Genomic DNA, 23,795 nt, shown 5'->3' on the forward strand with positions numbered 1-23,795 from the left:
CCGATCACCGCCAGCGGTTTACTCTTTCCGGCCCTCGGCCTTCACCTTGTCCTGGGGCTTGTCCTGCTTGGCCTTGTCCTGCTCGGCCCTGTCCTGCTCGTCCTGCTTGCCGTCGTCCTCGCAGGGCAGCGTGAGCTCGAGCTCGTCGATGTCCGCGGGGTTGAGCAGGCTCAGGTCGCCGTCGATGATGCTCTCCTCGCGAGCATCACCCTCGTCGTCGGTGCAGACGGCGTTGCGGCTCAGACCTACACACGACCCGATCCGCAGGTGGCATTCCCGCCGATGGCCGCGCGGGCCCCGGCCGTCACGGCCGTCACGGTCGTGCCGGCCACCGCCCTGCTGCCAGTCCCGGCCACCACCCCGGTTACCGAAGGCGACCACGCGGTGCTGCGGCTCGCGCGTCACGACCGAATCGATCAGCCGCCGGCTCGTCTCCGTGGTGCCCGTGAAGGTCACCTCGTAATGCAGCACACGCTCCCCGGGTACACCCTGGGTCTGGATCTCCCGGCTCCCCCGCGGCAGCGACGGATCGCGGACCAGCCGCGTCCGGAACGGGATCGACTCGGTCTCCGAGATCCGCTCGACGTGCACCGCGGGCGCGGCGGGACTGTCCGCGCCACCCGCGGGCTTCGGCGCGTCCACCGGCTGCGTCCGGCGCGGCGACCGGGTCGCGGTGCGGTCCGCTTCGCCCGGGGCCGACCGGCCGTCGTCGGGCTCCTGGCCGGCCTGAGCCTGCCCGGCGTGAGCCTGACCGGGCTGGACCTGACCGGGCTGGACCTGACCGGCCTGGGCCTGCCCGGCGAGCGGCGCGCCGGCCTGACGGCCACCGGGCTTCAACTCCCCGGCCACCGGCCCACCCGGCCCCTGCACACCGAGCCCGGCGTTACCGCCCGGCGCCTGCGGAGGCAGCGCAACAACCGCCGACTCACTGCCGACAGCGTTCACCACTCGCGTATCTGTGCTCGTCATGGCAGCGATACCCGCCGCCGAACCGGCCACGAGAGCGAGCGCCCCGAAGCCGGCAGTGGCCATCCGTACCCCGAATGGCAGCCGCGCCCAGAAAGACTTTCGCGGCATTTCGAGTAGATGCTGCCAGGAATCACTAGATGTCTGGTTTAGCACCAAAGCATTGTGCTTGTCCCGAACCCCGACACCAGCATCACAGCCGCACCCAAAAGGATGACGCCGCAGGCCCCGACGACTATCCGACACCCCCGTTACGGAGATCATCTCCGGACCGCCGCACCACATCCGCGCTGCTCAGGCAGGGTCGTGACCGAACGGGAAGCACGAACACCCACAACAGACCTGGAGACACGGTGCGCAGAACGATCAGCATCCTCGCGGTGGCAGCCGCCGCACTCGCCGGCACGGTCGCGGCTGGCGCTCCGGCGGTGGCAGCAGCCGCGCTTGAGGCCGGCGCTCCGGCGGCGGCTGCCGCAACGCCGAGCCTGAGCTTCCACGGCGCGCAGTACGACTCGCCGGGCAAGGACACCCGGAGCCCCGCGAGCCTCGTCAACGAATGGATCTCGCTCATCAACACCGGCAGCGCGCCGGTGGACCTCAGCGGTTACACCATCCGGGACGAGTCGAACCACGTGTACACGTTCGGCGACGTCACGATCGCGGGGTCCGGCGGGCGGATCTGGCTGCGTACCGGAGAGGGCACGCGGAGCGGGCGGAATCTTTTCTGGGGCAGCGGGATCTACATCTGGAACAACACCGGCGACACGGCGACGCTGCGCACCGCCGCCGGCCGGAACGTCGACAGCTGCTCGTGGCAGTGGCGGAAGAACCGCGTATGGGTGGCCTGCTGAGCCGGGAATGCGGAGCGGGCCGCCGGGGAGCTCTGCCCTCCTCGACGGCCCGCGGTCATGCGGTGGATCAGGCGGAGACGGAGGCCGCGCGCACCGGGGCGAGAGCGGTGCTCCAGGCGACGACCTGGTCCAGGACGGTGCTCAGGGCGGCGGCCTGGTGGGCGCCCGGGGTGAACTGGCTGTAGTTGACGAAGTCCGTGGCCAGGGAGAGCGTGACCGCGGCGCGGACGTCCGCCATCATCAGCTCGCCGACGACGAGGCGCAGGGACTCGATGGCCCGGGCGCCGCCGACGGAGCCGTAGCCGACAAAGCCGACGGCCTTGTTGTTCCACTCGGCGAAGAGGAAGTCGATCGCGTTCTTGAGCGCGCCCGAGGTGGAGTGGTTGTACTCCGGGGTGACCATGACAAAGCCGTCGAACGAGGCGATCTTGGCGGCCCACTCGATGGTGTGCGGCTGGGTGTACTGCGCCATCGACGGCGGGATGGCCTCGTCGAGGTGCGGGAGCTTGTAGTCGAGGAGGTCGACCAGCTCGAACTCCGCGTCGGTGCGCTGCGAGGCCAGCTCCAGGACCCACTTGGCGACGGCCTCGCCGTTACGGCCGGGGCGGGTGCTGCCGAGGATGATTCCGATCTTGGTCATTGACTGGACTCCGTAGACTCGAAAAAAGGTTGCTTCGTCAAGCAAATAGCGTAGCAGCCCTGGTGTCAAGGTCGTACGATCTTTGTCATGTCTGCCACACCGCCCCCGGTGCCGCTCAGCGGCGAGGAGGAGGCGGTGATGCGTGCGATGGGCCGGCTGATGATGATCCTGCCGCGGAGCCTGGACGCCGATCTGCAGCGTGACCAGCGCATGTCGCTCAGCGAATACCAGGTGTTGCGCCACCTCTCCGAGTCGCGCAGCGGCCTGATGCGGATGAGCGAGCTGGCTGCCGCCTGTGACATGTCGCTGAGCGGAATGACCCGGCTCGCCGCCAAGCTCGAGTCGCAGGGCCACCTCCGGCGGGTCCCCTGCGAGCGGGACGCCCGTGGGTTCAACGCCGTTCTCACCGACGCCGGTCTCGCACGGCTCCAGCAGGCCTGGCCCTCACATCTGGCCAGCGTCCGCCGGCACCTGATAGATCACCTTAACGGGCTGGACCTCTGCACGCTGGCCAAAGCACTCGAGGGGATGACGGACCCGGCGGGGGCGGCGTGTCAGAGTGCTTCGCATGACCAGCATGACGACTGACGACCTGCCGGCCGGCATCGGCGCTCCCGCCACCCGCGCTCTGCACGGCGCCGGATATCACCGGCTCGAGGACCTGAACGGTGCCAGCCGGGCTGCCCTGGCCGCGTTGCACGGTGTGGGCCCGAAGGCGCTGCGACTCCTGGACGAGGCGCTCGCTGCCCGCGGTCTGACCCTCGCCGCGTGAGGTTCCACCACGGGCAGCAGGTTGTCCGGCGGTTCCTGCATGCCGACCGCCGGATCGCGGCGGTGCGAGCCGCTCTGGTGGTCGCCGACGACACCGACGGCCTGCTGCTCTTCAGTGACATCGGCGCCGGGACCATGCGGCGTACGGATCTGGCCGGCGAGCCGACCCGCCATCTGAGCATCGCCGAGGAGTTGGCGATGCCCACGATGCTGTCGCCCGGCACCCGCGGGAGTTTCCGCTCCTTGCTGCTCATGCCGCCCGGCGCCGCCCACTCGATCTCCTGGAGCTGGCTCGAGGACGGCACGTTCGCGGGCTGGTACGTCAATCTGGAAACGCCGGCGCGGCGCTGGGCCGGTGGTGTCGATGCCCAGGACCAGACGCTCGACGTGCTGGTGTCGGCCGAGCGGGCCTGGTCACTCAAGGACGAGGCCGACCTGGACCCGGCGCAGGCGGCCGCCGTCCGCAGCGAGGCCGACCGCGTGATCAAGCTGGTGGAGGCGGCCGCGTTCCCGTTCGACGGCTCCCTGCTGGACTACGAGCCACCCGCCGGCTGGCAGCCCGCACCCCTGCCGGCCTGGTGGGATGCCGTACCGGCTTGAGGTATTCCGTTATGGGCATATGATTGTCGGCATGGCACGGGCAGCAACAACGACGGATGCGTTCAACGCGGTGGCCGAGCCCTGGCGCCGGGAGATCCTCGACCTGCTCGTGGACGGCGAACGACCGGTCAACGACCTCGTGGAGCTGCTCGGCCTGACCCAGCCCCAGGTGTCCAAACACCTGCGTGTGCTGCGCGAGGTCGACCTGGTGCGGGTCCGCGACGTGGGCCGCCGCCGGCTGTACAGGCTGAACCCCGAGCCGCTCAAGCCCTTGCAGGAGTGGCTCGGCCAGTACGATTTCGCCCTGATCTGACCCGGCTGCGATCATGAAGCGTGCCCGACCGTCTCGCCCGTCTCGCGTCCGAGGTTTTTGCTCCCGCCGTCCTGGTCGCGGCGCTGATGCTGGTGGTCGGCTGGCACGCCGGTGACGAGCCGGGAGTGTCCCGCTGGTGGGGCCTGCCGGGCGCGGTGTTCGCCGCGGGCATCCCCCTGGTCTACGTCCTGCGCAACGTCCGCCGAGGACGCCTGACCAACCATCACATCCCGGAACGCGAGGACCGCCGCAAGCCCCTGCTCTTCGGCCTCGCCTCGGTGGCCGTCGGCCTGCTGGCGCTGATCGTGCTCGGCGCACCGCGCGACGTGATCGCCCTGCTGGCGGCGGGCGGCACCGGGCTGCTGATCTTCACCGTCGTGACGCACTGGTGGAAGATGTCGATCCATGCGGGTGTGGCGGCGGGCACGGTGACGACCCTGGTGGCTCTCTACGGCCCGGTGGCCCTGATCGGTGTGCCGTTCGCCCTGCTGGCCTGCTGGGCCCGCATCCGCCTGTCGGCCCACACCCCGGCCCAGGTCGTCGCGGGTGCCCTGGTCGGCGCGCTCATCGCCGGGACGGTGTTCCCACTCGCCCGCTAGCCACCAGGACGGCCGCAACACCGAGCAAGCTCGTCAAGGTGAACGGCCCGATGAACGGGAACAGCGCAAAGAGCAGGCCCGCCACAGCCAGCGACGCGCTGGCCCCGACCGCATCCGTGATGCTCTTCGCCGCCGTGTTGAAGCCCTCCTCGCCCGGCGCCGACAGGGCGAGCACCAGCGTGCTGATCCGTGGGTAGAGCGTGCCCATGCCCGCGCCCGCCGCGAACCATCCGACGGCTGCCACGGCAGGCGGCAGGTGCAGCACGACGGTCACCAGTTCCGTGAGCGCACCACCGGCCAGGAGTGCGGCGCCGGCCCGGATGGCCGTACCCGGGTCGAGCCGGTCACCGAGCCGGCCCTGCACCGCCGAGGCCAGCGCCCACGCGATCGCACCCGCCGTCAGCGTGATGCCGGAAAGCCAGGTCGGCAGCCCGTAACGGTCGTGCAGCAGCAGCGGAAGGTAGACCTCGGTCCCGAAAAAGACCCCTCCGGCGATCCCGCAGAATGCAACGGTGGCCGGCAGACCGGCCCTCATTCTGTACGTCCCCGCCGGTACGAGGTGACGCAACGCGACGCCGATGACCACCACGGCCACGGGCACCAGCAGCCACGCGATCACCGGCTCGATCTCACCGAGCGAACTGAGCGCCACCACACTGACCGCAACAACGGCCGCTTCGATCACCCGGCGCGCGTCGGCGCTTGTTGCGCGTACGGGATCGGCCCGGTCCCGTCCCTTGAGCGACGGCAGCATGAGCGCGGTCGACACCCCGACCAGCGCCACCACCCCGAGGAAAACCCAGTGCCAGCTCAGCGCGTCGGCGACCAGCCCCGCGGCGAACGGCCCGACCATCGACGGCAGCACCCACGCCGACGCGAACGCCCCGAAAATCTTGATGTGCAGCGCCGACGGGTAGACCATCGCGACCAGCACGTACAGGGCGACGGTCTCCCCGCCGGCCCCGAGCCCCTGCAGGAAACGCCCGGCCACGAACACTGGCATGCTCGTCGCCGTGCCCGCGACGATCAGGCCGAGCGCAAAGGTCCCGACGGAGACCAGCAACGGCACGGCCGGCCCGCGCCGATCAGCCCACGACCCGAACCCGACCATGCCGACGACCCCGGCGGCCAGCGTCGACGAGAAGGCCAGAGCGTAGAGCCCGCGCCCGTCCAGATCCGCCGTGACGATCGGCATGATCGTGGTGACGGCCAGCGACTCGAACGCGGCCAGAAACACCAGGCTCCACGCGCCTACGGTGGTCAGGGCGTACGGGCCCCGGAGGATGCCGGGCGGTCGGATGTCGCTGTCCACGCTCACCACGCCAACCTAGAACTTCAACCCGGCTTGAGATCAAGACCGCCTGGCGTCGCACACCTCGATCAGCTGCCCGGGCAGCGTCGCCGCGAACGACAGCGCTCCCAGGCGTACGGCCAGGGCGCGCCGCGGATGCGGGTTTCCGCTCCGCTCCAACGAAGCCAGCCACCGCTTCTCGATCTGCCGCCGCCCCACTACCACCCCGACCGACACAGCAACCATCGCCACCGTGACAGCACCATGCCGCTTCGGGCGCCGGCTCTCCTCTGTGTCCTCAGCCTTGTCCCCGATCGAAGCCAGCGCCGACAGGGTGCCCACAGCACCGACCCGAACGAGGCGCCGCTTGACGGTCGGCAACTCACCGGCGGCAACCCACACACCGGTCAGCAACCCCTGCAACGCCGCCGTCCCGAAAGCCCGCACATATTCCATGCGCCGACGGTAGATCTACGCCGCATCCTCCCCAGCCACGTAAACCCACGCGTTCCGCCCCGAACCCAACGTGACAGCCACCCGCACGTAGTCGTCAACCTCGTACGCGTCGGCCGCAGCCAGCTCGTCAGGCGTCAGCTCGAGGCAGGCCCCGTCCACGGCATCGCCGTCCGCCCCACGCCGCAAAATCGGATGCCTGTCCGACCCACTCTGGGCGATGACCTCCGGGTCGGTGATGACCACAACATCAACCCTGTACCCGGGCAGCACATCCGCCACGGTCGGCACAGCCCGCCCGAACAACGCCTGCTGCACCCCGGACTGCCGCAAAGTCCCGTACGAAAAAAGCAACTCACTCATCCTGCAAGCCTAAGATTTCCCTCGATCCTTGCTCGATCCTGCAACCGTCTCGACGCCTCCGGCGGAGCGTTGCCACCAGATCCGAGCAGGGAGAACGCAGTTACAGAATGCTACGGTGAGGCCATGACTGCGGTGCCCGAATGGATGCGCCCGCCTCGTCTCGAGGGGTGGTACGCCGACGATCTCGACCACCTCCCCGAAGCCCCGCGTCACACCGAGCTGATCGATGGAGCACTCGTCTTCATGATGTCCCCCCAGCGGTCCTGGCATGCTCGGCTGGTCACGGCTCTGGTGGTGTCCCTGACGGATCAGGCGCCGGTCGGCATCGAGGTCGAGCGGGAGATGACGATTCGGCTCGACGACCGGAACCGTCCCGAACCAGACCTTCTGGTCACGACCGCTCCCTACGCACCCGACCGCACGTTCTACACGCCGGGTGAGGTCCTTCTGGTCGCCGAAGTGGTCTCGCCGGAATCGGCCCACCGTGATCGGACGGTCAAGCTCCGCAAGTACGCAGAAGCCGGTATCCCGAACTACTGGCGGGTCGAGGACGAGAACGGGGCTCCGGTCGTTCACACCTACGAACTCGACGGGCCGACCCGGTCGTACGCCCCGACCGGAATCCACCGCACCAAGATGGTGAGCCCGGTGCCGTTCGAAGTCGAACTCGACCTGGACAGGCTGATCCCGGGCCGCAAGGCCTGAACCGGAGTCAGGCCTCCTCGCCGACGAACCGATTCGCGGCGGCGCAGGTCGACGGCAGATCGGTGTGGACGGTCAGGCCGGGCCGGGCGAGCGCCAACTGCTCGACAACGTCGAAGCGGCGCTCGTAACGCGGGTCCGCGCCGACCGCGAGGGGCTTGTCCGAGGCCGCCCAGCGTCCCAGCTCGTAAAGAACGATCGGCTGAGTCGTCTCGAACGAAAACCAGAACAGGATCGCGTCAGCCACCGCCAGCTGCTCGAACTCCCAGCGAATCTGCCGGGCACCCTCGCCGGCGTCACCCATGGGAAAGTCCGCACGACGCGGGTTGTAGACGGCCGGCCAGACCGGACGCAGCCACCCGATCGCCTCCGCCTGCCAGTCAGCCACACCACTGATGCCACCAGCCAAAAAGATCCCAGGCCGCAGCGGTGACGCCGGCCGATCCGGCGCAACCACAACGCTCATCGGCTGGAGCAAGGACTCACACCGCCACCAGCCGGACGCGGTCGCCACAGAGTTTGACCATGTCGTCGAGGTCTGAGGTCAACATGACCACGGGGCGATGCTGGCGCAAGGCCGCCTCGGCTACCGCCGCATCGATCGCGTACTTGTGCCCGTGCAGACCGGCGTTCATGAGCAGCTTCGACGCCGCTTTCGCTTCGTCTTCGCCCACCGGAACCACGCGCAGGCCCGAAAGCACACAGTTGAAGCGAGCCTTGTCGGTACGGGCGTGGACGGCTTCAATGATGGTGAGCGCGCTGATCACGGCCTCCATGCCACGCGAGCGTGCCTCGGCGGTCATGGCCACCACCCGCTCGTCGTCGGCGAGCAGCTTCGAGAGCCCTTCGCTGTCGAGAATCAGCGTGCCTTCGTGGGTCAGCTTGCGGCGGGCCACTGGCCCTCCTCGGCGAACACCTCGTCGAAGACCTTCCGTGCCCCGTGACGAGCCTGCTCGGAGATCGGCCCCTTGCGGCTCTCGTAATCCGCCAGGTATTCGTCGAGCACCTGCCCGCGAAGCTCCCGCTCGACCGCCTCGGCGATGAACGCGGAGAACTCGCGCTTACCTACGCGCGCACGGATCGCCTCGGCGGTCCCCTCGGGCAGCGACAGGCTCACCCGCGTCGCCGGCCCCTCCCCGATGTTGTAGACCGTTTCGCCCATGACCTCAGTGTGTCAAACGAGTAGGAAAACCGCTACGAACCGCCATCAGACGTTGAAGCGGAACTCCACCACGTCGCCGTCCTTCATGATGTAGTCCTTGCCTTCCATGCGGACCTTGCCGGCGGCCTTGGCGGCGGACATGGAGCCGGCGGCGATCAGGTCGTCGTAGCTGACGATTTCGGCCTTGATGAAGCCGCGCTGGAAGTCGGAGTGGATGACTCCTGCCGCTTCCGGGGCCGTGGCGCCGACCGGGATGACCCAGGCGCGGGCTTCCTTCGGGCCGGCCGTCAGGTACGTCTGCAGGCCCAGGGTGTTGAAGCCGACGCGGATGAGCTGGTTGAGGCCCGGCTCGGTCTGGCCGGTCGACTCGAGCAGCTCCATGGCCTCGTCGTCGGGGAGGTCGATCAGCTCCGACTCGATCTTGGCGTCCATGAAGACGGCGTCGGCCGGGGCGACCAGGGCGCGCATCTCGTCGAGGAACGCCTCGTTGCCGAGCTCGTCCTCGTCGACGTTGAAGACGTACAGGAAGGGCTTGGTGGTGAGGAGGTGGAGCTCGGTGAGGAGGTCGAGGTCGATGCCCGCGGCCTTGGCGCCGACGTAGAGGGTGGTGCCCTCGTCGAGGAGTTTGAAGGCTGCCTCGGCGGCCGCGACCATCGGGGCGCGGTCCTTCTTGAGTTTGGCTTCCTTCTGGAGGCGCGGGAGGGCCTTCTCGACCGTCTGCAGGTCGGCCAGGATGAGCTCGGTGTTGATCGTCTCGATGTCGTCGGCGGGGGAAACCTTGCCGTCGACGTGGAGGACGTTCGGGTCGGAGAAGGCGCGGACGACCTGGCAGATCGCCGAGGCGTCGCGGATGTTCGCGAGGAAGGCGTTGCCGCGGCCCTGGCCCTTCGAGGCGCCGCGGACGAGGCCGGCGATGTCGACGAACGAGACCGGGGCGGGGAGGATCTTCTCCGATTTGAAGATCTCGGCCAGTTTTGTCAGCCGCTCGTCGGGCAGCCCGACCACGCCGACGTTGGGCTCGATCGTCGCGAACGGGTAGTTCGCGGCGAGCACGTCGTTCTTGGTCAGGGCGTTGAAGAGGGTGCTCTTGCCGACGTTGGGCAGGCCGACGATCCCGATGGTAAGGCTCACGACAGGCCAGTCTACGGGGCGGGCGTGTACGCGTACGCCTTGAGCCCGAGGGCGGTGAATGCCGCGACCGGGTTGTCGTGCCGGGGCAGGGCGGCCTGGAACCGCTTCCAGACGTCGAGGTCGGTCTGCCACGCCTTCAGGTAGGCGACGCAGAACGCCGGTTCGATGATCTGGCAGCGGCCGCGGGCAACCTTCAGAGCCTGGATGATCCGGGTACGCCGCTCGCCGTGGCGCTGCCCGTCGAGCCGCCGGAGGATGTCGTCGATCATGGCGATGCGGTGGTCCAGGAATGCCCGCCAGAAGCGTTCGTCGGCGGCCTGCATGGGCCGGTCGTGGTCCGACAGTGAGAACAGGCCCTCGGCGAGGCAGTCGCCGAACTCCTCGGACCGCGCCCGCTCCGGTGACAGGTACGGGTCGTACGGCTGCTGGCTGACCCGGCCGTACACGGCGACACGTTCGACGTTGCGCCGGCCGACGAGGAAGAGCCAGTCCTCGTTGTAGATCGTCGGGAAGAACGGGGTGCGGGAGTTGACCCGGACGGCCATGGCACCGCCGCCGACAAAAACGTCCTGGGGCAGGCCGACCTCGCGCCGGGCGTGGCACACCACGGAGTTGTCGGGGAAGCCGTCGTTGCGCAGGGCGGAGACGTTGTAGTCGCGCAGCAGGCCGCCGGCGTTGCGGATGGCTTCGGGGCGCAGGCCGGTGATGTCGTCGTCGAGGAAGGCGACCTTCTCCCAGCGCTGCATGCGGGCCACGGCCAGGCCGAGGTTGCGTTTGATGCTGACGTCGTTGGCGCGGTTCAGGTGTTTCTGCTTGGCCAGCAGCGTGTCGCACTCGAAGGCGGGGAGGCCGTTCTTGGCGGTGACGTCGACCGCCACGACGGGCGCCCCGAGGAGCTCGGCCTGCTTGCGGACTATTTCGGCGGACGACCACTGGCTGCACAGCGCGATCATCGGACGCTGCAGCTCGCGTGCCAGCTCCAGGGAGTCGCGCATCGTGGCCGGGTTTCTGACCGTGGGCACGATGATCGCCGGTACGTCACCCGCGACGGCGGCCTCCGGGTGGGCCAGCAGGCGGCCGTGGGAATACCGGTGGGCCGCGACCAGCGCGGCGGTCATGCCGCGTTCGACCACTCGTGCAGAACGGTGCCGGCCATGGTCCAGTCGGGGGTGATGACCTCACCCGCGACGATGCTGACCCGGGCGAGGATGCTGTAGGTGTCGTCCGGGGTGTACCGCTGCTCGATGTAGGCGCGGTTGCGGTCACGGAAGCGCGGGTCGGTCAGGGTGCGCACCGCGGCGTAGGTCCCGCGACCGTAGTTGCCGTTGCAGATGGTGACCGACCTCTTCCGGTTGAACGGGTTCGGCGCGCGGCAGAACTGGGCGACGTCCTCGGTCAGACGATCACCCTCCAGTTTCGAGCGGAACACCGTCGCCTGGCCGTTGTGGTCGAGTACACGGAAGGAACCGACGTCCGGATCATTTCCCTCGCGCCGGTCCTGCGCGACCGGAAGGTTCAACGACTGTGTGACCCGGCGCGTCATGGGGTTCCAGTCGACGCCACCCATGAGGACGAGGTGGCTGGTGACGTCGTCCTGGGTCAGCTCGTCGGCGAGCTTGCGCCGCACGGTGACGCCGGGGTTCGCGGCGTAGACGTGGCCGTAGAGCTCCATCAGCGCGTCGAGGTCCGAGTAGGAGTAGAGCTCGACGTAGTCGGGGCTGGCCGGCGACGAGTAGATCTCGCTCGCCCGCAGCTCGGCGGGGAGGCGGGCGCAGACCAGGGTGATCGACGCCTGGTCCGGGAAGTGCCACATGCCTTCCCAGGGCGACCGGGTGGTCAGCTCGTCGGCGTTCGACGGGACGGGCGGCGTCCCGGAGCCGGCCACGCGGAGCTGCAACAGCTCGCGGAACAGTCCCTCGAAGCGGTCCAGTTCCTCCTCGCGGAGGTCCTCCTCGGTCAGCAGCCGCGGATGCCCGTCCTCGATCGACCGGGGACTGGCAAAAAAGCGGGCGTACGCGTTGAGCCACTCCTCGGACGGCTGCGCCTTCCCCTTCTCCCACGAGGAGACCAGGGGAACGCTGCGGCCCAGCGCGGTGGCCACCACGCCCTGTGTCACGGGCTGGTTGGAGAATCCGGACTCGCGCAGCGCACGAAGGCGCGCGCCGAGCCGCCTGCCGTCGTCAGCCATCGCCGGTTCCTTCAGTCGAGAATTTCAGTTACGGACTGAACTTTACTCGTTGCGGACGGTTCGGGGAGAGATGAATCTGCGCGAAAGCCTCATTCACGTCCACCAGGCCAGACTCGACCCCGCAAGTATCTTGCTTCAGTTCAGGGCTGAAGTTTAGCGTGAAGGCAGAAGTTGTCTGAACCGTTACGTCAGACCACCGAAACGGAGGAGGCGACACTCCGCGAACGACAACACCCCCGGTGGCCGCCGAGGGTGTGGTCAATGGTTTCCGTCTTTCGCTTGCCTGCAGAAAGAAGTCACCGTGCTCACCTTAACCCTAGGCACAGCTCTGTCAAAGTCAGCCACCGAGGACGGCTCCGGGGCCCTCAGCGCCCTGATCATCTGCATGATCCTGGTGATGGTCGTGATCGCGAAGCTTTTCGGCGGGATGATCGCGCCGTTCAAGGAAGTCATCAAGGCGGCGGTCGCTGCGCTCGGCGCCCTGCTGCTCACCGGAGTCCTGGTCGTGATGCTCGTCACCGCACTAGTGATGACTGCCTAGTGGCCGGGCTCTCCGACAGCTCGTCGGCCTTCCGTCCCGGCGGCGAACGCCGGGACGGAGGTGACGGCCGAGCCATCGACAGGCACGATGATCCCGTGGGGGGCCTGGGGACACTGCGCATCGCACCCCGGGCGCCCGGCGACATCGACCGGCTCGGCCGCACGTTCGGGCCGCAGGCCCAGAGCTACTACCTGGAACGCTCACGCCGGCAGGGCGTGCTGCTGGTCGCCCGCGTCGGCGAGCGGGCGATCGGCGCGGTGTTCGTCTCCACCGAGCCCGCGCCCGAGTCCGCGATCATCCGCCGCCTCGGCAAGGTCCCGATGCTCCACAAGCTCATGGTCGACGAACAGCTGAGACGTCGCGGGATCGGCACCAGGCTGATCAGGAGCGCCGAGGCCGAGCTCCGCCGGCTCCGCCAGCACCGGGTCGCCGTCGGGGTCGACATCGACAACCCGTCCGCGGCCCGGCTCTACCAGCGGCTCGCCTACCGGGAGTGGGCCTACGGCCTGCTCGAGACGGTGCGGGAGGACGTCAAGGACGGCAAGGTGATTCTCCTGCCGGACGAGTGCCGCGTCTTCCTGAAGAACCTTTAGGGAGTGCTCGCGAGCGTTCGCAGCTGTGTCGCGAGAGCCGGGTCCCGGATCGCCTGCGCCAGCGCGTTGAGCTCGGACGAGGGCAGGTGCAGCGGGATGGTGATCGTGCGGCCGCTCTCCGGGTCGCGGGCGGTCAGCGTCGGGAACCGCTCGAGCGTCTCGCGGCTGGTCTCCCGGTTGCGCCGCAGGCTGTAGGAGCCGGCCGTGACCGTCGCGGTGGCGAGGTCCACGGTGCGGGCCCGGAACGCCCGCCGGACGGTCGCCCGGGTCCCGTCCAGCCAGCCGGCCGTTCGCACCGAGCTCAGCGCCAGATAGAGCCCGACCAGCGTGAAGGGGATGCCGAGGAGTGAGATCCAGCGCATCGGCCCGAACTGATCGTCGAACCCCAGGAACGCACTGCCCCCGGACACACAGTCCTGCACCGCGGGCGGCAGCAGGTCGTACGGAATGCCGGCGATCTCACTCGGCGACGGGCACGACTCGTCCGCGGTGATCACACTCTGCAGCCAGCCGTCGGCGATCAGCGGCAGCAGCACAAATGCCAGACCGGCCAGCGCGAAGACAACACCGAAGGCAGCACCGGCCACCTTCTGCACGGGCGGGGCGCCGATCGACAGTTTGATCACCGGCCCAGCCTACGGACCCGGACAACTCGGCAGAATGTCGTGATGGACATGGATCCGCGGGTGCGGCGACGCTACGAGGTCTACGACGAGGACCAGCGGCTGCGCCGTCCCGGCCTCGGCGACCTGGTCCGGCTCCGCACCTGGGACATCTTCGACCGGTACGTGCCCACGGGCGTCCGCGTGGCAGACATCGGCGGGGGCCCGGGCATCCACGCGGACCGCCTCGCCCGCGGCGACCGGGAGGTGCTGCTCTTCGACCCGATGCCGGGACACGTCGAGATCGCGCGCGGCCGGGGCACCTTCCAGGCCGAGATCGCGGAGGCCCGGCAGGTGCCGCTCGACGACGCGAGTGTCGACGTCGTCCTGCTGATGGGACCGCTCTACCACCTGGTCGAGCCGGAGGACCGGCTGGCGGCGCTGCGGGAGGCCGCGCGGGTGCTGCGGCCCGGCGGCCTGATCCTCGCCGAGATCATCACCCGGTACGCCTGGGTCATGGACGCCACGGGCAAGGGACTGCTCGGCGAGCCGGGCACCTGGGACGACTTCGACTGGATCGCGCGTACCGGGGTGAGCAAGGATCCGGACCAGGTCGTCGACGGCAGCTTCTTCGCGTATTTCCACCGGCCCGAGGAGTTGCGGGCGGAGCTCACGCAGGCCGGCTTCGAGGACGTCGAGTTGCTGGCGGTCGAGGGGTTCGCCGGGCTGTTCGGTGATCTGGCCGAGCGCATGCGGGAGCCGGGCGACCTGTTGCGGGCGCTGCGGATCACCGAGGCCGAGCCGAGCATGCTGGGCGCCAGTGCGCACGTTCTGGGCCTCGCACGCTCATGTCCGAATCCCGCCAGCCGTTGACCCTCGGCCGGGAGCAGACTCGGGGGCATGGAGTTGGACCTGGAACGGTGCTACCGGGCCGTCGACAGCCGTGACCAGCGGTTCGACGGCTGGTTCTACACGGCCGTGCGAACCACCGGCATCTACTGCCGGCCCTCCTGCCCGGCCGTGACACCCAAGCGGGAGAACGTCACCTTCTATCCCAGCGCCGCGGCGGCACAGCGGGGTGGTTTCCGTGCCTGCCGCCGGTGCCGGCCCGACGCCGCGCCCGGGTCGCCGGAGTGGGACGTCCGCGCCGACACGGTCGGGCGGGCGATGCGGCTCATCGCGGACGGTGTGGTCGATCGGGCGGGGGTGCCCGGCCTGGCGAGCCGGCTCGGATACACCGAGCGGCACCTCAACCGCATGCTCACCGCTGAGCTCGGCGCCGGACCGCTCGCGCTGGCCCGGGCCCAGCGCGCACAGACCGCGCGGATCCTCATCGAGACCACCGACCTCGGCCTCGCCGAGATCGCGTTCGCTTCCGGGTTCGGCAGCGTGCGGCAGTTCAACGACACGATCCAAGAGGTGTACGCGCGGTCGCCCAGCGAGCTGCGGCAGCGCCGGGCCGTCCGGCAGCCCGAGGCGGGCACGATCACGCTGCGGCTGGCCTACCGGGCGCCGCTGCACATCGGTGCGTTGCTGGGGTTCCTGGCCGCGCGGGCGCTGCCGGGGATCGAGGACGCCGACGTCACCACGTACCGGAGGGGGTTGAGTCTGCCGCACGGGAGCGCGACGGTCTCGCTCACGCCGGGTGACCGGTGGGTCTCCGCGACGCTGCGGCTGGCGGACGTCCGGGACCTGGCGCCCGCGGTCGCCCGCTGCCGGCGCCTCTTCGACCTCGACGCCGATCCGGCCGCCGTCGACGGCACGCTGAGTGCCGATCCTGCGCTCGCTGCCCAGGTCAAAGCCGAGCCCGGGGTACGCGTCCCGCGTACCGCCGACGGTTTTGAACTGGCGGTCCGAGCCATCGTCGGCCAGCAGGTCTCGGTGTCGAGCGCTCGGACGACCCTGAGCCGCCTGCTCGGCCCCGTCACACCGGGTGAGCTGCGGGGCTTCCCCAGCGCCGAGGAGGTGGCCGAGCTGCCGGACGAGTCGTTCCGGATGCCGGCCGCACGCCGGGAGAGCATCCGGGCGCTGGCGCACGCCGTGGCCGACGGCCGGCTCGACCTGGACCCCGGCGCCGACCGCGAGGAGTCCGTGGCCCGGCTCCTCGAACTGCCCGGCGTCGGCGCGTGGACCGCCGGTTACGTGGCGATGCGCGCGATCGGCGACCCGGACGTCTTCCTGCCCACCGACGTGGCGGCGCAGCGCGGTGCCGAAGCGCTGGGCCTGCCGCACTCCCCCAAGGCCCTGGCCGCACACGCCGAGAGCTGGCGGCCCTGGCGCTCGTACGCCCTGATGAGACTGTGGAGATCAGCATGATGTGGCACACGACCCTCGACACCCCCGCCGGCCCGTTCACCTACGTCGTGAGCGACGCCGGGGCGGTCCGCGCCTCGGGTTTCACGGCCGAGGTCGGGACGCTGCTCCCTCTCGTCCACGACAAGCTGCGGGAGGAGTCACAACCCGCCGCATCGCCGGGCCCGGTGGGCGACGCGGTCCACTCCTACCTCGCCGGCGACCTCACCGCGATCGACAGCGTGGTGGTCGAGCAGCACACCGGCGGGCCGTTCATGACCCACGCCTGGCAGGTCATGCGCGACATCAAGCCCGGCGAGCCGGTGACGTACACCGGCTTCGCCGAGCTGGCCGGCCGCCCGTCCGCGGTGCGCGCCGCAGCGACGGCGTGCGCCCGCAACGCCGCGGCGCTTTTCGTGCCGTGCCACCGGGTGCTGGGGACCGACGGCACGCTGCGGGGTTACCGGTGGGGCCTCGACGTCAAGACCTGGCTGCTGCAGCACGAGCAGACCGCCGGCATTCAGGGGCCGGCAGTCGTCTCCCACTCGGCGACCAGGTCCGTGCAGCGGACAAAAATGTGACCGCCGGTCAGTTGGATCTCGTGGGTGCACCCGCCGTCGACCGGGAGGATCTCGTCGAGCTGCAGATCACCCAATCGCCGGCTCTCGGGCCAGACGCGCGCTTTCTCGCCCAGCTGTTTCACGTCGATACGAAACTCCGAGACACCCAGGTAGCGCACGGTGAGCGCGGCATCGTGCTTGGCGGGATTCGGCGCAAACCTCAAGGACATGCTGATCTGCGCCGCACCGGCCTCGCCGGCCGTGAGCGAGCCGAACTGCAAATCCTTGACGCACCGGACGGCGGTGAAGTCGTAGTGGTCAGCAGCACCGGCGAACTCCCGCGCGCCCGGCGGAAGCTGAGGCAGGAGCTCGGGCAGAACACGCAGATAGGGCTCGGGGTCCAGGTTGTTCCCCGGCCAGTTGCCCTCGGCGCGGGAAATGACGACGTACCGCATCAGCACCCCCGGCCCGCCGTCGACCCGACCATCGGACGCTTCCAGGCGTCACCCTTGACGTCCGCGTTCTGCGGGAGCTGACCCGTCTTTCGCATCTTGTCGATGGCAATTCCCTTGAGGCGGTTGTGCACCTGTTGCGGCACATCGACCTTACTGGCGTCCACGCCGTGCTTGTTGAAGAACCCGTTGCTCCCGTAGATCCCGACCTCGGACCCGCGGTGGTAGACGTGCACCTCGAACGAGGCCTGGCCACGGACGTTGAACTGATCCATCCGGGCGGTGTAATCGCCGTACAGGTTGATGTTGTCGCCGAGGCCGTCGTTGTGGACCAGGACAGCAACACCGTCGGCAAGCACGTAGTACGTGTGCAGGTCCTTCACGGTGAGGTTGTAGGCAGCCGCATAACGATGGTCGTCGAGATCGAGACCGTCCACCGTCGCACCCGCTCCGGACGACGTCCTGAGCCTGTCACCGGCACCCAGCTCGTCGGCCCGCTCCCACCGTCCGGCGGTCGCGTTCCAGAAGGGGTGGTCCTCGGTGGTGACCAGGCGCCGGCCGTCGATGGTCAGAACGAACAGGTCGTCGTCGTGAACCCAGACCTTCTCGATCTCCCTTCCACCCTGCTCGCCGGTGACCGGGTCGGTGGACAGCACCTCGTCTCCCGGTCGCAGGTACTTGAAGGCCTTCGACGAGCCGTCCTTCAGCAGGACCTGCGTGTCACCGGAGAAGCTCTTGCAGCCACCGGCCTTTCCGATCTTGATGCCACCCGACTGCCCCTTGCCACCGGGGCGGGCCATCGGACCGATCGGGTGCATGCTGCCGTCACCGCCGAGGGCGAGGAGTCCGTTCCACGCGTGGATGGTCATGACCATCTGCCACCAGTCGAAGGTTTTCTCCCGCTCACCGCGGAACTTCAGGTAGCCGGCCATCCACGACGAGAAGATGCCCTTGAGGGTGTGGTCGTTGTCGTCCTGATCGATGACGCCGGGTAGCGACGGAGGGTGGTCCCCCTTGTAACGGTCGAGGGCGAGCGCCATCTCCTTGACCGAGGTGGTGTGGTTACCGCCGAGGTCGAAGGCGACGCCGTTGATGGAGCCGTTGCCGTTTCCGTCGTAGTTGCTGTCATAGGTCGTGCCGTTCGGGAGGGTGACTTCACCCTCGTCCGTGTCGGTCTGCGGGGGCGGTGTCGAACCACCCGAGTTCTCGTGGCCGTCGCAGCCCTGGCCGTTGCCGACCATGCCCGGTGCGCAGCTGGCCGAGCCGTGTTCTCCACTCGGGTCCGACATGGTCACGGGGGTGTTGTTGGAATAGGCGTAGCCGTTCCACTGCTGCGGATCGGCCATGTCCATCAGCGGGTCCACCGAGATGAAGCGGCCGAGGACCGGGTCGTACTCGCGGGCACCGATGTGGGTCAGGCCGCTCGTGTCCGAGTCGCCACCCACAAAGCCCTTCAACGACGGCCACACCTGGTTACCGCCGCGCGGCTCGCCGTACGGGCTCTGCCGCCGCGCCGTCGGCTGCTGGTTAGCCGCGTTCACCACCAGCACCTGGGTGCCCTGGTGATCGGCGTAGGTCCACTGGAGACCTCCAGGACCGGTCCGCGATCCGATGATTGAGCCATTGAAGGTGTAGTAGCGCGTCGCGGCGGTGCTGGACGCCCCCGCGCGCCGGGTCAGTTCCATGTCCGGCAGGTAGACCGTGGAGCCGGTCGTGTCCCGGTGCACCAGGCGGTTGCCGCTGTCGTCGTAGACGTTGGTGGTCTGGGCCGCACCTTCCATGATCTTGGTGAGCTTGCCCGCGGCATCCCACGTCAGTTCCTGGGTCGCGCCGGTGGCACCGGGCCTGCTGATCATGCTGCCGGTCTTGTCGTACTTGTAGGCGGCGGTCTTGGCAGCAACGCCCGGCGCCGCCGTGGTGGCGGTCGTCACGGCATGCGGCTGCACGACGCCGTCGCCCGGCTCCGGTACCGCGTAGGTGGTCGTGGTGTCCTGCGCAAGCGAGTGGGACGTCTGGACCCGGCGGTTGCCGAGGTTGTCGATCGTCCAGTCGGTCCAGTAGGACGCCGGGCCGGCCAGAGCGGCCGCCGAGGGTGCCGTCTGGCAGCTCACCGCGGTGTCCGGCGTCCAGGCCGAGACCAACCGCTGCTGCTTGTCGTAGGCGAAGCACTGCTTCTCCGCGGCGCCGGTCTCCGGCACGTCGAGCAGGTGCAGGATATTGCCGGCGGCGTCGTAGTCGTAGCGCCGGTCCAGAGACGTACCGGTCGCCGTCTCCACCTTGACGGACATCCGGCTGGTCCGCCGGGTGAAGATGTCGTACTCGGTCGTGTTCTGCACGTACTGCTCGCCGGTGATCTTGCGCTGTGTCACCGTCGGCTCGCCGAACTTCGAGTACTCCTGCAGGGTGACGTAGCTGTCCACGCCGGGCAGGTTGGTCGTCAGTTTCGAGGCCAGGCCCGTGTCGCCGGAGAAGGCGGTCACCACCTTCTCCGCCGGCAGGTCGCCCGCCTTGGGGAAGGTGACACTCTCGCCATCGCCGTTGAAGGGCGAGAAGCCGTAACCGTAGGTGTAGGTGCCACCCAGCCCCGTCTCGCCGCCCGGAATGACAAAGTTGACGCCGGTGGCCTGGTTGCGGGCGTTGAACGAGACGATCTGCGTCTTGTAGGCGAGCTTGTTGTCGTAACGGATCGTCTGGGTCAGCTGACTCGGTGCCGGCTGACCCGTGTAGAGCACGTCGTACTTCCATTCGGTGCGCAGATTGTCCGCCGACTTCGACCCGTTGTACTGGGCGAACGGCCGGCCCAGCGCGTCGAAGTCCGTGATCAGGCTGCGGTTCTCCGCGTCGACCGTGGAGACGAGGTCACCGAACTCGTTGTAGGACAGCTTGGTCGTGCCACGGTCGGGGTCCGTGGTCGATTCGACCCGGCCGAGGATGTCGAACTTGGTTGTCCAGCGGTTCTTGCCCACGTCGACGACGTCGGTGAGCTGGTTCTTGCGGTTGTACGTGTAGAGCGTCTTGTCGAAAGCACCGTCGACCCCGTCGGCGGTGGTGTGCACCCGGAGTTCGCGGGTGCGGCCCTGCGCGTCGACCACGTTCGTCTGGGCGGTGCCGCCCTTCGGGGGTGTGACCCTCGTCAGGTCACCCTCGTAGGAGGTGTGGGTCCGCCACTTCTCGACCAGGTTCGTCTCGCCGTCACCGGCGAAGTCGATGACGTCGGTCGCCCGCCCGGCGAGGTCGAAGATCGTCTGCTGGACGCGCCGCAGGCTCCACTCGGGAGCCCACCAGAGCTGACCCGACGGGGCGCCCTCGGCGGCGTGGGGCTGGTAGCTCTTCACCTCGTTGCCGTACTCGTCGTAGATCGTGTCGGTGACGATGCGGTTGCCGTCGGTCGCCCGGATCTGCGTCTGCCGGGGGCGGAGGAAGCCGTCGTAGATCGCGTACGAGGTGCTGTACTTGCCGCCCGCGTTCAGGGCGGAGGTGACCACGTACGGGTAATCGGTCTGCTTGTCGGAGAAGACGTAGTCGAACGTGCTCGACGGGGTGTCCTTGTGGTCGGCGTAGGACCAGCCCACCGCCCACACCTTGCTGAGGCGGCCCAGCGGGTCGTACTCCTGCCGGGACGTGCCGCCGGACAGGTTCACCGTGGTCGTGGGCAGATCCCAGTACGGCGCCTGCCCGACCTCGGTCTTCCAGTTGTACGGCGCACCGGTGGTCGTGGTGATCTTCGCCGCGGGGGCGTTCGCGGGCTCGTACGTCAGCGCGCTCTTGTTCCCGCGTTCGTCGGTCTGGGTGTCGGCCCGGCCGAAGGCGTCGAACGTGGCCCCGCCGACCGTGCGGTACTCGGTGCCGCCGGCCTTCGTCCAGTTCTTCAGCTCGTCGGTCCGCGTCACCGATCCGAACTTCGGGTCGGTCGTCACGTCGGTGGCGCCGTCGTAGAAATAGCGGGTGTCGGACAGGACGTCGTCGGTGCTCGCCACGTCCTTGTCGCAGGTCAGCACCTTGGTGACAACCTGCTGCTTGAGGCCGATCAGGTTCTTCTTGGTGTTGTTGTTGTACGTGTACGACGCGCACTGCTCGTCACCGGTGACGGCCACGTCGCCGACGTCCTGCATCTTCGTCAAGGTGCCGTCGTCGCCGTCGAACCAGTTCTCCTGGCGTGTGGTCCGCCAGCCGCGCTTGCCGTCGACACCGAGAGCCGTGGACGCGTACTTGACGCGGGTGTTGATGAACCGTGCCTCGGCCGTGTCGCCGTTGATGGTGCGGGACGCGTGGGACGGGGACCGCCACGGCACGTTGACCGTCTTGGAGACCGGCTTGCTCGTGCTGCCGTTGTAGACCGTCTGCTCGCGGACCTGCCCGGCGAACTGGTCCTCGTCGTAGACCTTCTCGTCGCCCAGGGTGGCGTCGACGATGACCTCGCGCTTGTCGCCGGCCTCGTTGCGCCGGTCGCCGTGCATGCCGCGCAGGAACGACGTCACGGTCAGGCTCCGCGGGCTGCCGGCATCACCGACGCGGGTCTCGACCTCGCCGTAACCACGGAAGTCCGACCAGGTCTTGCGGGACTCGCGGACAAAACCGTCGTCGTCGGCGTAGTGCCAGGCCGGCGCCCCCACGTACTTGTAGTAGGTGTTGCGGATCGGGGTCTGGTGGCTGCTGTCGAGCTGGACGTCCGACTGTGCCACCTGATCGACGCGGTACTTCAGCCACCACTCGGTGATGTCGTCCTCGTCGGCGTCGCTCGGGTTCGGTCCGATGACCGGGTAGCAGAGCCGCGTGTTGCTCTCGGGCTTGATGCCCTTGGTGTCGTCCGCCGTGCAGTCCGGCAGGTTGTACGTGATGGTCGTCTTCGCACCGGTCTCGCTGATGATCTTGCCCATGCGCTGCCAGCTGTCCGTGCGGTTGTGCGCGGTGAGCACCCGGTTCGGCAGCGTGGTCGGCGAGAACGTGACCGGCGGAAGCTTCTTCTCACCGCCGACCAGACCGGCGTGCACGATCGAGGAGAGCCACAGGCCGGCGTGGGTCCCGTCCTGCGGGGACGGGAAGTCGTGGGTCATCGTCCAGGAGTCGACGTCCTGCCACTTGTTCGGCGTGACCGTCGTGTCCCAGACCTTGGTCGTCACCTTGGCCAGGCGCCGGGTGGACCAGAACGTCGGCGAGAAGTTGTCGCACGTGGTCGCGTCGGTCTTGCACTCCTGGTCCCAGGGCACGTCGGGCCAGCTGCCGGCGGTGTGCTTGGAACAGTCCGCGCCGGTCTTGCAGCGGTCGGCCGAGGTGAAGACGACCTGCGCCCGGGCGGTGGTGGAGCGGTCGCTGTCACCGCGGTCCCAGGTGCCGTAGTCGATGCGCTTGAGGAAACCCCCGCGCACGTACGGGACGACGTCGTCCTTCTTCAGGTTGGCGCCGTACGCGTTCCAGTCCCGGTCGTACCAGTACGACATCGTGTTGCCGCGCACGTCCACGACGTAGTCGAGGTTCCACCGCCAGGCCTGGTTGCAGTGCGCCTTGGCGAAGTCCGCGTCGTAACACGGCTCCTTGTCCTTGTTGCCGTAGACGCGGGTGGTGAAGGTCGAGCTGGTGGCGTCGGTCTGGCCGGGCAGCTTGTTGAGGCCGAAGAAGTACTGGGTGCCGTTGGCCGCGGTGACCTTCCAGTGCTCGCCGTTGTCGTCACCGTTGTCGGCGCCGGGGAGCTTGGTGATCACCGAACCGTCGTCGCTGCGGGAGCGCCAGACGTCGTCCTTGTCCAGGATCAGCTCGCTGGCGTGGCCGTCGAGGTTGAGCACGGCGTTGTCCGACCGCCAGCAGCGGTCGCCGCTGTCCTTGTCGTTCGTCGAGCCCTTCTTGTCGTCGTAACACGCGAGGTACTGCCGCTCGATGAAGCCGGGCGAGTACTCGAAGCCCTCACCGATCACCGACGGCTGGTTGTTGGTGGCCGAGGTGCGGCCGTCGACGCTCGACGAGGAGTACGCCAGGCCCACGGTCGGTGCCGCGCCGCCGATCGCCGGTGGCGTCCGCATCGGGTACGACCAGGTGAAGTCGCCGGTGGAACCGCCCGACGACCAGGTCGAGGAGGCGGCCAGGGACGTCGCCTTGTAGTCACCGTCGGGACCCTCGGGGGCGGTGTCGAGGGCCAGGAACGTACCGGCGGCCAGGCTCGACGGGGCCAGCGCGGCCGTGACCTTGCCGGTCTTGGTGTCGTTCGTGGACGGCACCTCCGCCGCCTCGCATCCGGCGGCATCGGGTGTGGTCACGGCACAGGCGGGGAGCTTCCACAGCTTGAGCCGGGAGGCCCAGTCGCCGCCCTGCGCGTACCGGAAGCTGTCGTAGCTCACCGAGAGCCGGGCGGGCTGCTTGGACGCCACAGCCGGTGCGGCCTTGACGACCAGGCCGTCACGCCAGCGCGCCGCGACCTTCGTCCGGTCGACGACCTCGACCTTGACGGCGTCGGCCGCCGCGACCTTCGCAGCACCCTTCTGCACCGGCACGGTGGCGATCGCCGTGCCCGCGGCCGGCCACTTCGGTGCCGGCGGCGGGGTGTTGTTGTACGGCGTCACGTCGGGCGCCACGCCCCGGACGTTGTGACCGGACGTGTTGAGCTGGTCGGACGGGCCCACCGGCCGGACACCGGCCGGGGTCTGCGCGCCGGCTGCCGCTGGGAGGGTGACCAGGGCTGTGGCGAACAAGCCGCAGACGGCCACCGCCGTCACGGCACGGTTGGATCGGGACAT

At 68.9% G+C, this 23,795-nt stretch carries 25 protein-coding genes and 1 pseudogene; 12 read left to right on the forward strand and 14 right to left on the reverse strand.

Annotated elements, in window-relative coordinates; translation table 11 throughout:
* Positions 1-18: 18 nt before the first annotated feature.
* Positions 19-969 (reverse strand): G5 domain-containing protein, encoded by a 951-nt coding sequence (locus AFR_RS44380; protein WP_148308204.1) that lies wholly within the window; start codon positions 967-969, stop codon positions 19-21.
* Between the two features lie 350 nt (positions 970-1,319).
* On the opposite strand from AFR_RS44380, the gene AFR_RS39245 reads away from it, so the two are divergent.
* The gene (locus tag AFR_RS39245) at positions 1,320-1,817 is read left to right on the forward strand and encodes a lamin tail domain-containing protein (protein WP_023562397.1); all 498 of its coding nucleotides are present in this window, start codon (positions 1,320-1,322) and stop codon (positions 1,815-1,817) included.
* Positions 1,818-1,884: 67 nt separating this feature from the next.
* Here AFR_RS39245 and AFR_RS39250 read toward each other — a convergent pair whose 3' ends face one another.
* Positions 1,885-2,457 carry an NADPH-dependent FMN reductase gene (locus AFR_RS39250; RefSeq protein WP_023562398.1) on the reverse strand — a complete coding sequence of 191 codons (573 nt, stop codon included), beginning with the start codon at positions 2,455-2,457 and terminating at the stop codon, positions 1,885-1,887.
* An 87-nt stretch (positions 2,458-2,544) separates the two neighbouring features.
* Between AFR_RS39250 and AFR_RS39255 the strand changes: the two genes are divergently transcribed.
* The 5 genes and pseudogenes from AFR_RS39255 (at position 2,545) to AFR_RS39275 (ending at position 4,740) form a co-directional block, all read left to right on the forward strand.
* On the forward strand, positions 2,545-3,045 hold the full coding sequence (locus AFR_RS39255) for a MarR family winged helix-turn-helix transcriptional regulator (protein ID WP_023562399.1): 501 nt from the start codon (positions 2,545-2,547) through the stop codon (positions 3,043-3,045).
* The gene (locus AFR_RS39260) at positions 3,035-3,229 is read left to right on the forward strand and encodes a helix-hairpin-helix domain-containing protein (RefSeq protein WP_023562400.1); all 195 of its coding nucleotides are present in this window, start codon (positions 3,035-3,037) and stop codon (positions 3,227-3,229) included. The genes AFR_RS39255 and AFR_RS39260 overlap by 11 nt, the downstream gene beginning before the upstream one ends.
* Positions 3,226-3,828, forward strand: coding sequence for a ribonuclease FAU-1 family protein (locus AFR_RS39265; protein WP_023562401.1), 603 nt, complete (start codon positions 3,226-3,228; stop codon positions 3,826-3,828). The genes AFR_RS39260 and AFR_RS39265 overlap by 4 nt, the downstream gene beginning before the upstream one ends.
* A gap of 31 nt (positions 3,829-3,859) precedes the next feature.
* Positions 3,860-4,126 (forward strand): annotated as a pseudogene (locus AFR_RS39270) (ArsR/SmtB family transcription factor); the annotation flags it as partial.
* Between the two features lie 35 nt (positions 4,127-4,161).
* Positions 4,162-4,740 carry a phosphatase PAP2 family protein gene (locus tag AFR_RS39275; protein WP_023562403.1) on the forward strand — a complete coding sequence of 193 codons (579 nt, stop codon included), beginning with the start codon at positions 4,162-4,164 and terminating at the stop codon, positions 4,738-4,740.
* On the opposite strand, the gene AFR_RS39280 is transcribed toward AFR_RS39275, so the two are convergent.
* Genes AFR_RS39280 through AFR_RS39290 form a run of 3 tightly spaced genes read right to left on the reverse strand, consistent with a single transcriptional unit; the run spans position 4,706 to position 6,847 of the window.
* Complete coding sequence (locus AFR_RS39280; RefSeq protein WP_202963967.1) at positions 4,706-6,058, reverse strand: MFS transporter; 1,353 nt, start codon at positions 6,056-6,058, stop codon at positions 4,706-4,708. The genes AFR_RS39275 and AFR_RS39280 overlap by 35 nt on opposite strands.
* A 33-nt stretch (positions 6,059-6,091) precedes the next feature.
* Positions 6,092-6,487, reverse strand: a complete 396-nt coding sequence (locus AFR_RS39285; RefSeq protein WP_023562405.1) for a hypothetical protein — start codon at positions 6,485-6,487, stop codon at positions 6,092-6,094.
* A 15-nt stretch (positions 6,488-6,502) separates the two neighbouring features.
* Complete coding sequence (locus AFR_RS39290) at positions 6,503-6,847, reverse strand: gamma-glutamylcyclotransferase family protein (protein ID WP_023562406.1); 345 nt, start codon at positions 6,845-6,847, stop codon at positions 6,503-6,505.
* A 123-nt stretch (positions 6,848-6,970) separates the two neighbouring features.
* Between AFR_RS39290 and AFR_RS39295 the strand changes: the two genes are divergently transcribed.
* On the forward strand, positions 6,971-7,552 hold the full coding sequence (locus AFR_RS39295; RefSeq protein ID WP_023562407.1) for a Uma2 family endonuclease: 582 nt from the start codon (positions 6,971-6,973) through the stop codon (positions 7,550-7,552).
* Between the two features lie 7 nt (positions 7,553-7,559).
* Here AFR_RS39295 and AFR_RS39300 read toward each other — a convergent pair whose 3' ends face one another.
* The 6 genes from AFR_RS39300 to AFR_RS39325 are packed head-to-tail and all read right to left on the reverse strand — an operon-like array spanning position 7,560 to position 12,030.
* The gene (locus AFR_RS39300) at positions 7,560-8,027 is read right to left on the reverse strand and encodes a nucleoside 2-deoxyribosyltransferase domain-containing protein (protein WP_148308205.1); all 468 of its coding nucleotides are present in this window, start codon (positions 8,025-8,027) and stop codon (positions 7,560-7,562) included.
* 4 nt (positions 8,028-8,031) lie between these two features.
* Positions 8,032-8,445 carry a hypothetical protein gene (locus AFR_RS39305; RefSeq protein ID WP_023562409.1) on the reverse strand — a complete coding sequence of 138 codons (414 nt, stop codon included), beginning with the start codon at positions 8,443-8,445 and terminating at the stop codon, positions 8,032-8,034.
* Positions 8,427-8,711 carry a hypothetical protein gene (locus tag AFR_RS39310; RefSeq protein WP_023562410.1) on the reverse strand — a complete coding sequence of 95 codons (285 nt, stop codon included), beginning with the start codon at positions 8,709-8,711 and terminating at the stop codon, positions 8,427-8,429. The genes AFR_RS39305 and AFR_RS39310 overlap by 19 nt, the downstream gene beginning before the upstream one ends.
* Before the next feature lie 45 nt (positions 8,712-8,756).
* Positions 8,757-9,842, reverse strand: coding sequence for a redox-regulated ATPase YchF (gene ychF / locus AFR_RS39315; protein WP_023562411.1), 1,086 nt, complete (start codon positions 9,840-9,842; stop codon positions 8,757-8,759).
* Between the two features lie 11 nt (positions 9,843-9,853).
* On the reverse strand, positions 9,854-10,960 hold the full coding sequence (locus tag AFR_RS39320; protein ID WP_148308206.1) for a hypothetical protein: 1,107 nt from the start codon (positions 10,958-10,960) through the stop codon (positions 9,854-9,856).
* Positions 10,957-12,030, reverse strand: coding sequence for a helix-turn-helix domain-containing protein (locus AFR_RS39325; protein WP_023562413.1), 1,074 nt, complete (start codon positions 12,028-12,030; stop codon positions 10,957-10,959). Before AFR_RS39325 ends, AFR_RS39320 begins: the two co-directional genes overlap by 4 nt.
* Positions 12,031-12,331: 301 nt before the next feature.
* On the opposite strand from AFR_RS39325, the gene AFR_RS46975 reads away from it, so the two are divergent.
* Both AFR_RS46975 and AFR_RS46980 read left to right on the forward strand, forming a co-directional pair.
* The gene (locus AFR_RS46975) at positions 12,332-12,571 is read left to right on the forward strand and encodes a hypothetical protein (RefSeq protein ID WP_023562414.1); all 240 of its coding nucleotides are present in this window, start codon (positions 12,332-12,334) and stop codon (positions 12,569-12,571) included.
* Between the two features lie 95 nt (positions 12,572-12,666).
* Positions 12,667-13,164, forward strand: coding sequence for a GNAT family N-acetyltransferase (locus AFR_RS46980; protein ID WP_158510595.1), 498 nt, complete (start codon positions 12,667-12,669; stop codon positions 13,162-13,164).
* On the opposite strand, the gene AFR_RS39335 is transcribed toward AFR_RS46980, so the two are convergent.
* Positions 13,161-13,790 carry a hypothetical protein gene (locus tag AFR_RS39335; RefSeq protein WP_023562416.1) on the reverse strand — a complete coding sequence of 210 codons (630 nt, stop codon included), beginning with the start codon at positions 13,788-13,790 and terminating at the stop codon, positions 13,161-13,163. The two genes, AFR_RS46980 and AFR_RS39335, sit on opposite strands and share 4 nt — an antisense overlap.
* Positions 13,791-13,832: 42 nt before the next feature.
* Here AFR_RS39335 and AFR_RS39340 point away from each other — a divergent pair, with 42 nt between their 5' ends.
* The 3 genes from AFR_RS39340 to AFR_RS39350 are packed head-to-tail and all read left to right on the forward strand — an operon-like array spanning position 13,833 to position 16,639.
* Positions 13,833-14,639: a class I SAM-dependent methyltransferase gene (locus AFR_RS39340; protein ID WP_023562417.1), complete on the forward strand. Its 807-nt coding sequence runs from the start codon at positions 13,833-13,835 to the stop codon at positions 14,637-14,639.
* A gap of 27 nt (positions 14,640-14,666) precedes the next feature.
* The gene (locus tag AFR_RS39345; RefSeq protein WP_023562418.1) at positions 14,667-16,082 is read left to right on the forward strand and encodes an AlkA N-terminal domain-containing protein; all 1,416 of its coding nucleotides are present in this window, start codon (positions 14,667-14,669) and stop codon (positions 16,080-16,082) included.
* Positions 16,079-16,639 carry a methylated-DNA--[protein]-cysteine S-methyltransferase gene (locus AFR_RS39350; protein ID WP_084298517.1) on the forward strand — a complete coding sequence of 187 codons (561 nt, stop codon included), beginning with the start codon at positions 16,079-16,081 and terminating at the stop codon, positions 16,637-16,639. Before AFR_RS39345 ends, AFR_RS39350 begins: the two co-directional genes overlap by 4 nt.
* On the opposite strand, the gene AFR_RS39355 is transcribed toward AFR_RS39350, so the two are convergent.
* Positions 16,579-17,073 (reverse strand): hypothetical protein, encoded by a 495-nt coding sequence (locus AFR_RS39355; RefSeq protein WP_041843322.1) that lies wholly within the window; start codon positions 17,071-17,073, stop codon positions 16,579-16,581. The genes AFR_RS39350 and AFR_RS39355 overlap by 61 nt on opposite strands.
* The gene (locus AFR_RS39360; RefSeq protein ID WP_023562421.1) at positions 17,073-23,795 is read right to left on the reverse strand and encodes a polymorphic toxin-type HINT domain-containing protein; all 6,723 of its coding nucleotides are present in this window, start codon (positions 23,793-23,795) and stop codon (positions 17,073-17,075) included. Before AFR_RS39360 ends, AFR_RS39355 begins: the two co-directional genes overlap by 1 nt.

The organism is Amorphoplanes friuliensis DSM 7358, from assembly GCF_000494755.1.
In the GTDB taxonomy this organism is placed as follows: domain Bacteria; phylum Actinomycetota; class Actinomycetes; order Mycobacteriales; family Micromonosporaceae; genus Actinoplanes; species Actinoplanes friuliensis.

What these genes read in the sequence shown, in the direction of transcription:
- AFR_RS44380 (WP_148308204.1), bottom strand. Translation starts at nt 969, where the DNA reads ATGACGAGCACAGATACGCGAGTGGTGAACGCTGTCGGCAGTGAGTCG.
- AFR_RS39250 (WP_023562398.1), bottom strand. Translation starts at nt 2,457, where the DNA reads ATGACCAAGATCGGAATCATCCTCGGCAGCACCCGCCCCGGCCGTAAC.
- AFR_RS39255 (WP_023562399.1), top strand. Translation starts at nt 2,545, where the DNA reads ATGTCTGCCACACCGCCCCCGGTGCCGCTCAGCGGCGAGGAGGAGGCG.
- AFR_RS39260 (WP_023562400.1), top strand. Translation starts at nt 3,035, where the DNA reads ATGACGACTGACGACCTGCCGGCCGGCATCGGCGCTCCCGCCACCCGC.
- AFR_RS39285 (WP_023562405.1), bottom strand. Translation starts at nt 6,487, where the DNA reads ATGGAATATGTGCGGGCTTTCGGGACGGCGGCGTTGCAGGGGTTGCTG.
- AFR_RS39290 (WP_023562406.1), bottom strand. Translation starts at nt 6,847, where the DNA reads ATGAGTGAGTTGCTTTTTTCGTACGGGACTTTGCGGCAGTCCGGGGTG.
- AFR_RS39295 (WP_023562407.1), top strand. Translation starts at nt 6,971, where the DNA reads ATGACTGCGGTGCCCGAATGGATGCGCCCGCCTCGTCTCGAGGGGTGG.
- AFR_RS39310 (WP_023562410.1), bottom strand. Translation starts at nt 8,711, where the DNA reads ATGGGCGAAACGGTCTACAACATCGGGGAGGGGCCGGCGACGCGGGTG.
- AFR_RS39320 (WP_148308206.1), bottom strand. Translation starts at nt 10,960, where the DNA reads ATGACCGCCGCGCTGGTCGCGGCCCACCGGTATTCCCACGGCCGCCTG.
- AFR_RS39325 (WP_023562413.1), bottom strand. Translation starts at nt 12,030, where the DNA reads ATGGCTGACGACGGCAGGCGGCTCGGCGCGCGCCTTCGTGCGCTGCGC.
- AFR_RS39340 (WP_023562417.1), top strand. Translation starts at nt 13,833, where the DNA reads ATGGACATGGATCCGCGGGTGCGGCGACGCTACGAGGTCTACGACGAG.
- AFR_RS39345 (WP_023562418.1), top strand. Translation starts at nt 14,667, where the DNA reads ATGGAGTTGGACCTGGAACGGTGCTACCGGGCCGTCGACAGCCGTGAC.
- AFR_RS39350 (WP_084298517.1), top strand. Translation starts at nt 16,079, where the DNA reads ATGATGTGGCACACGACCCTCGACACCCCCGCCGGCCCGTTCACCTAC.
- AFR_RS39355 (WP_041843322.1), bottom strand. Translation starts at nt 17,073, where the DNA reads ATGCGGTACGTCGTCATTTCCCGCGCCGAGGGCAACTGGCCGGGGAAC.
- AFR_RS39360 (WP_023562421.1), bottom strand. Translation starts at nt 23,795, where the DNA reads ATGTCCCGATCCAACCGTGCCGTGACGGCGGTGGCCGTCTGCGGCTTG.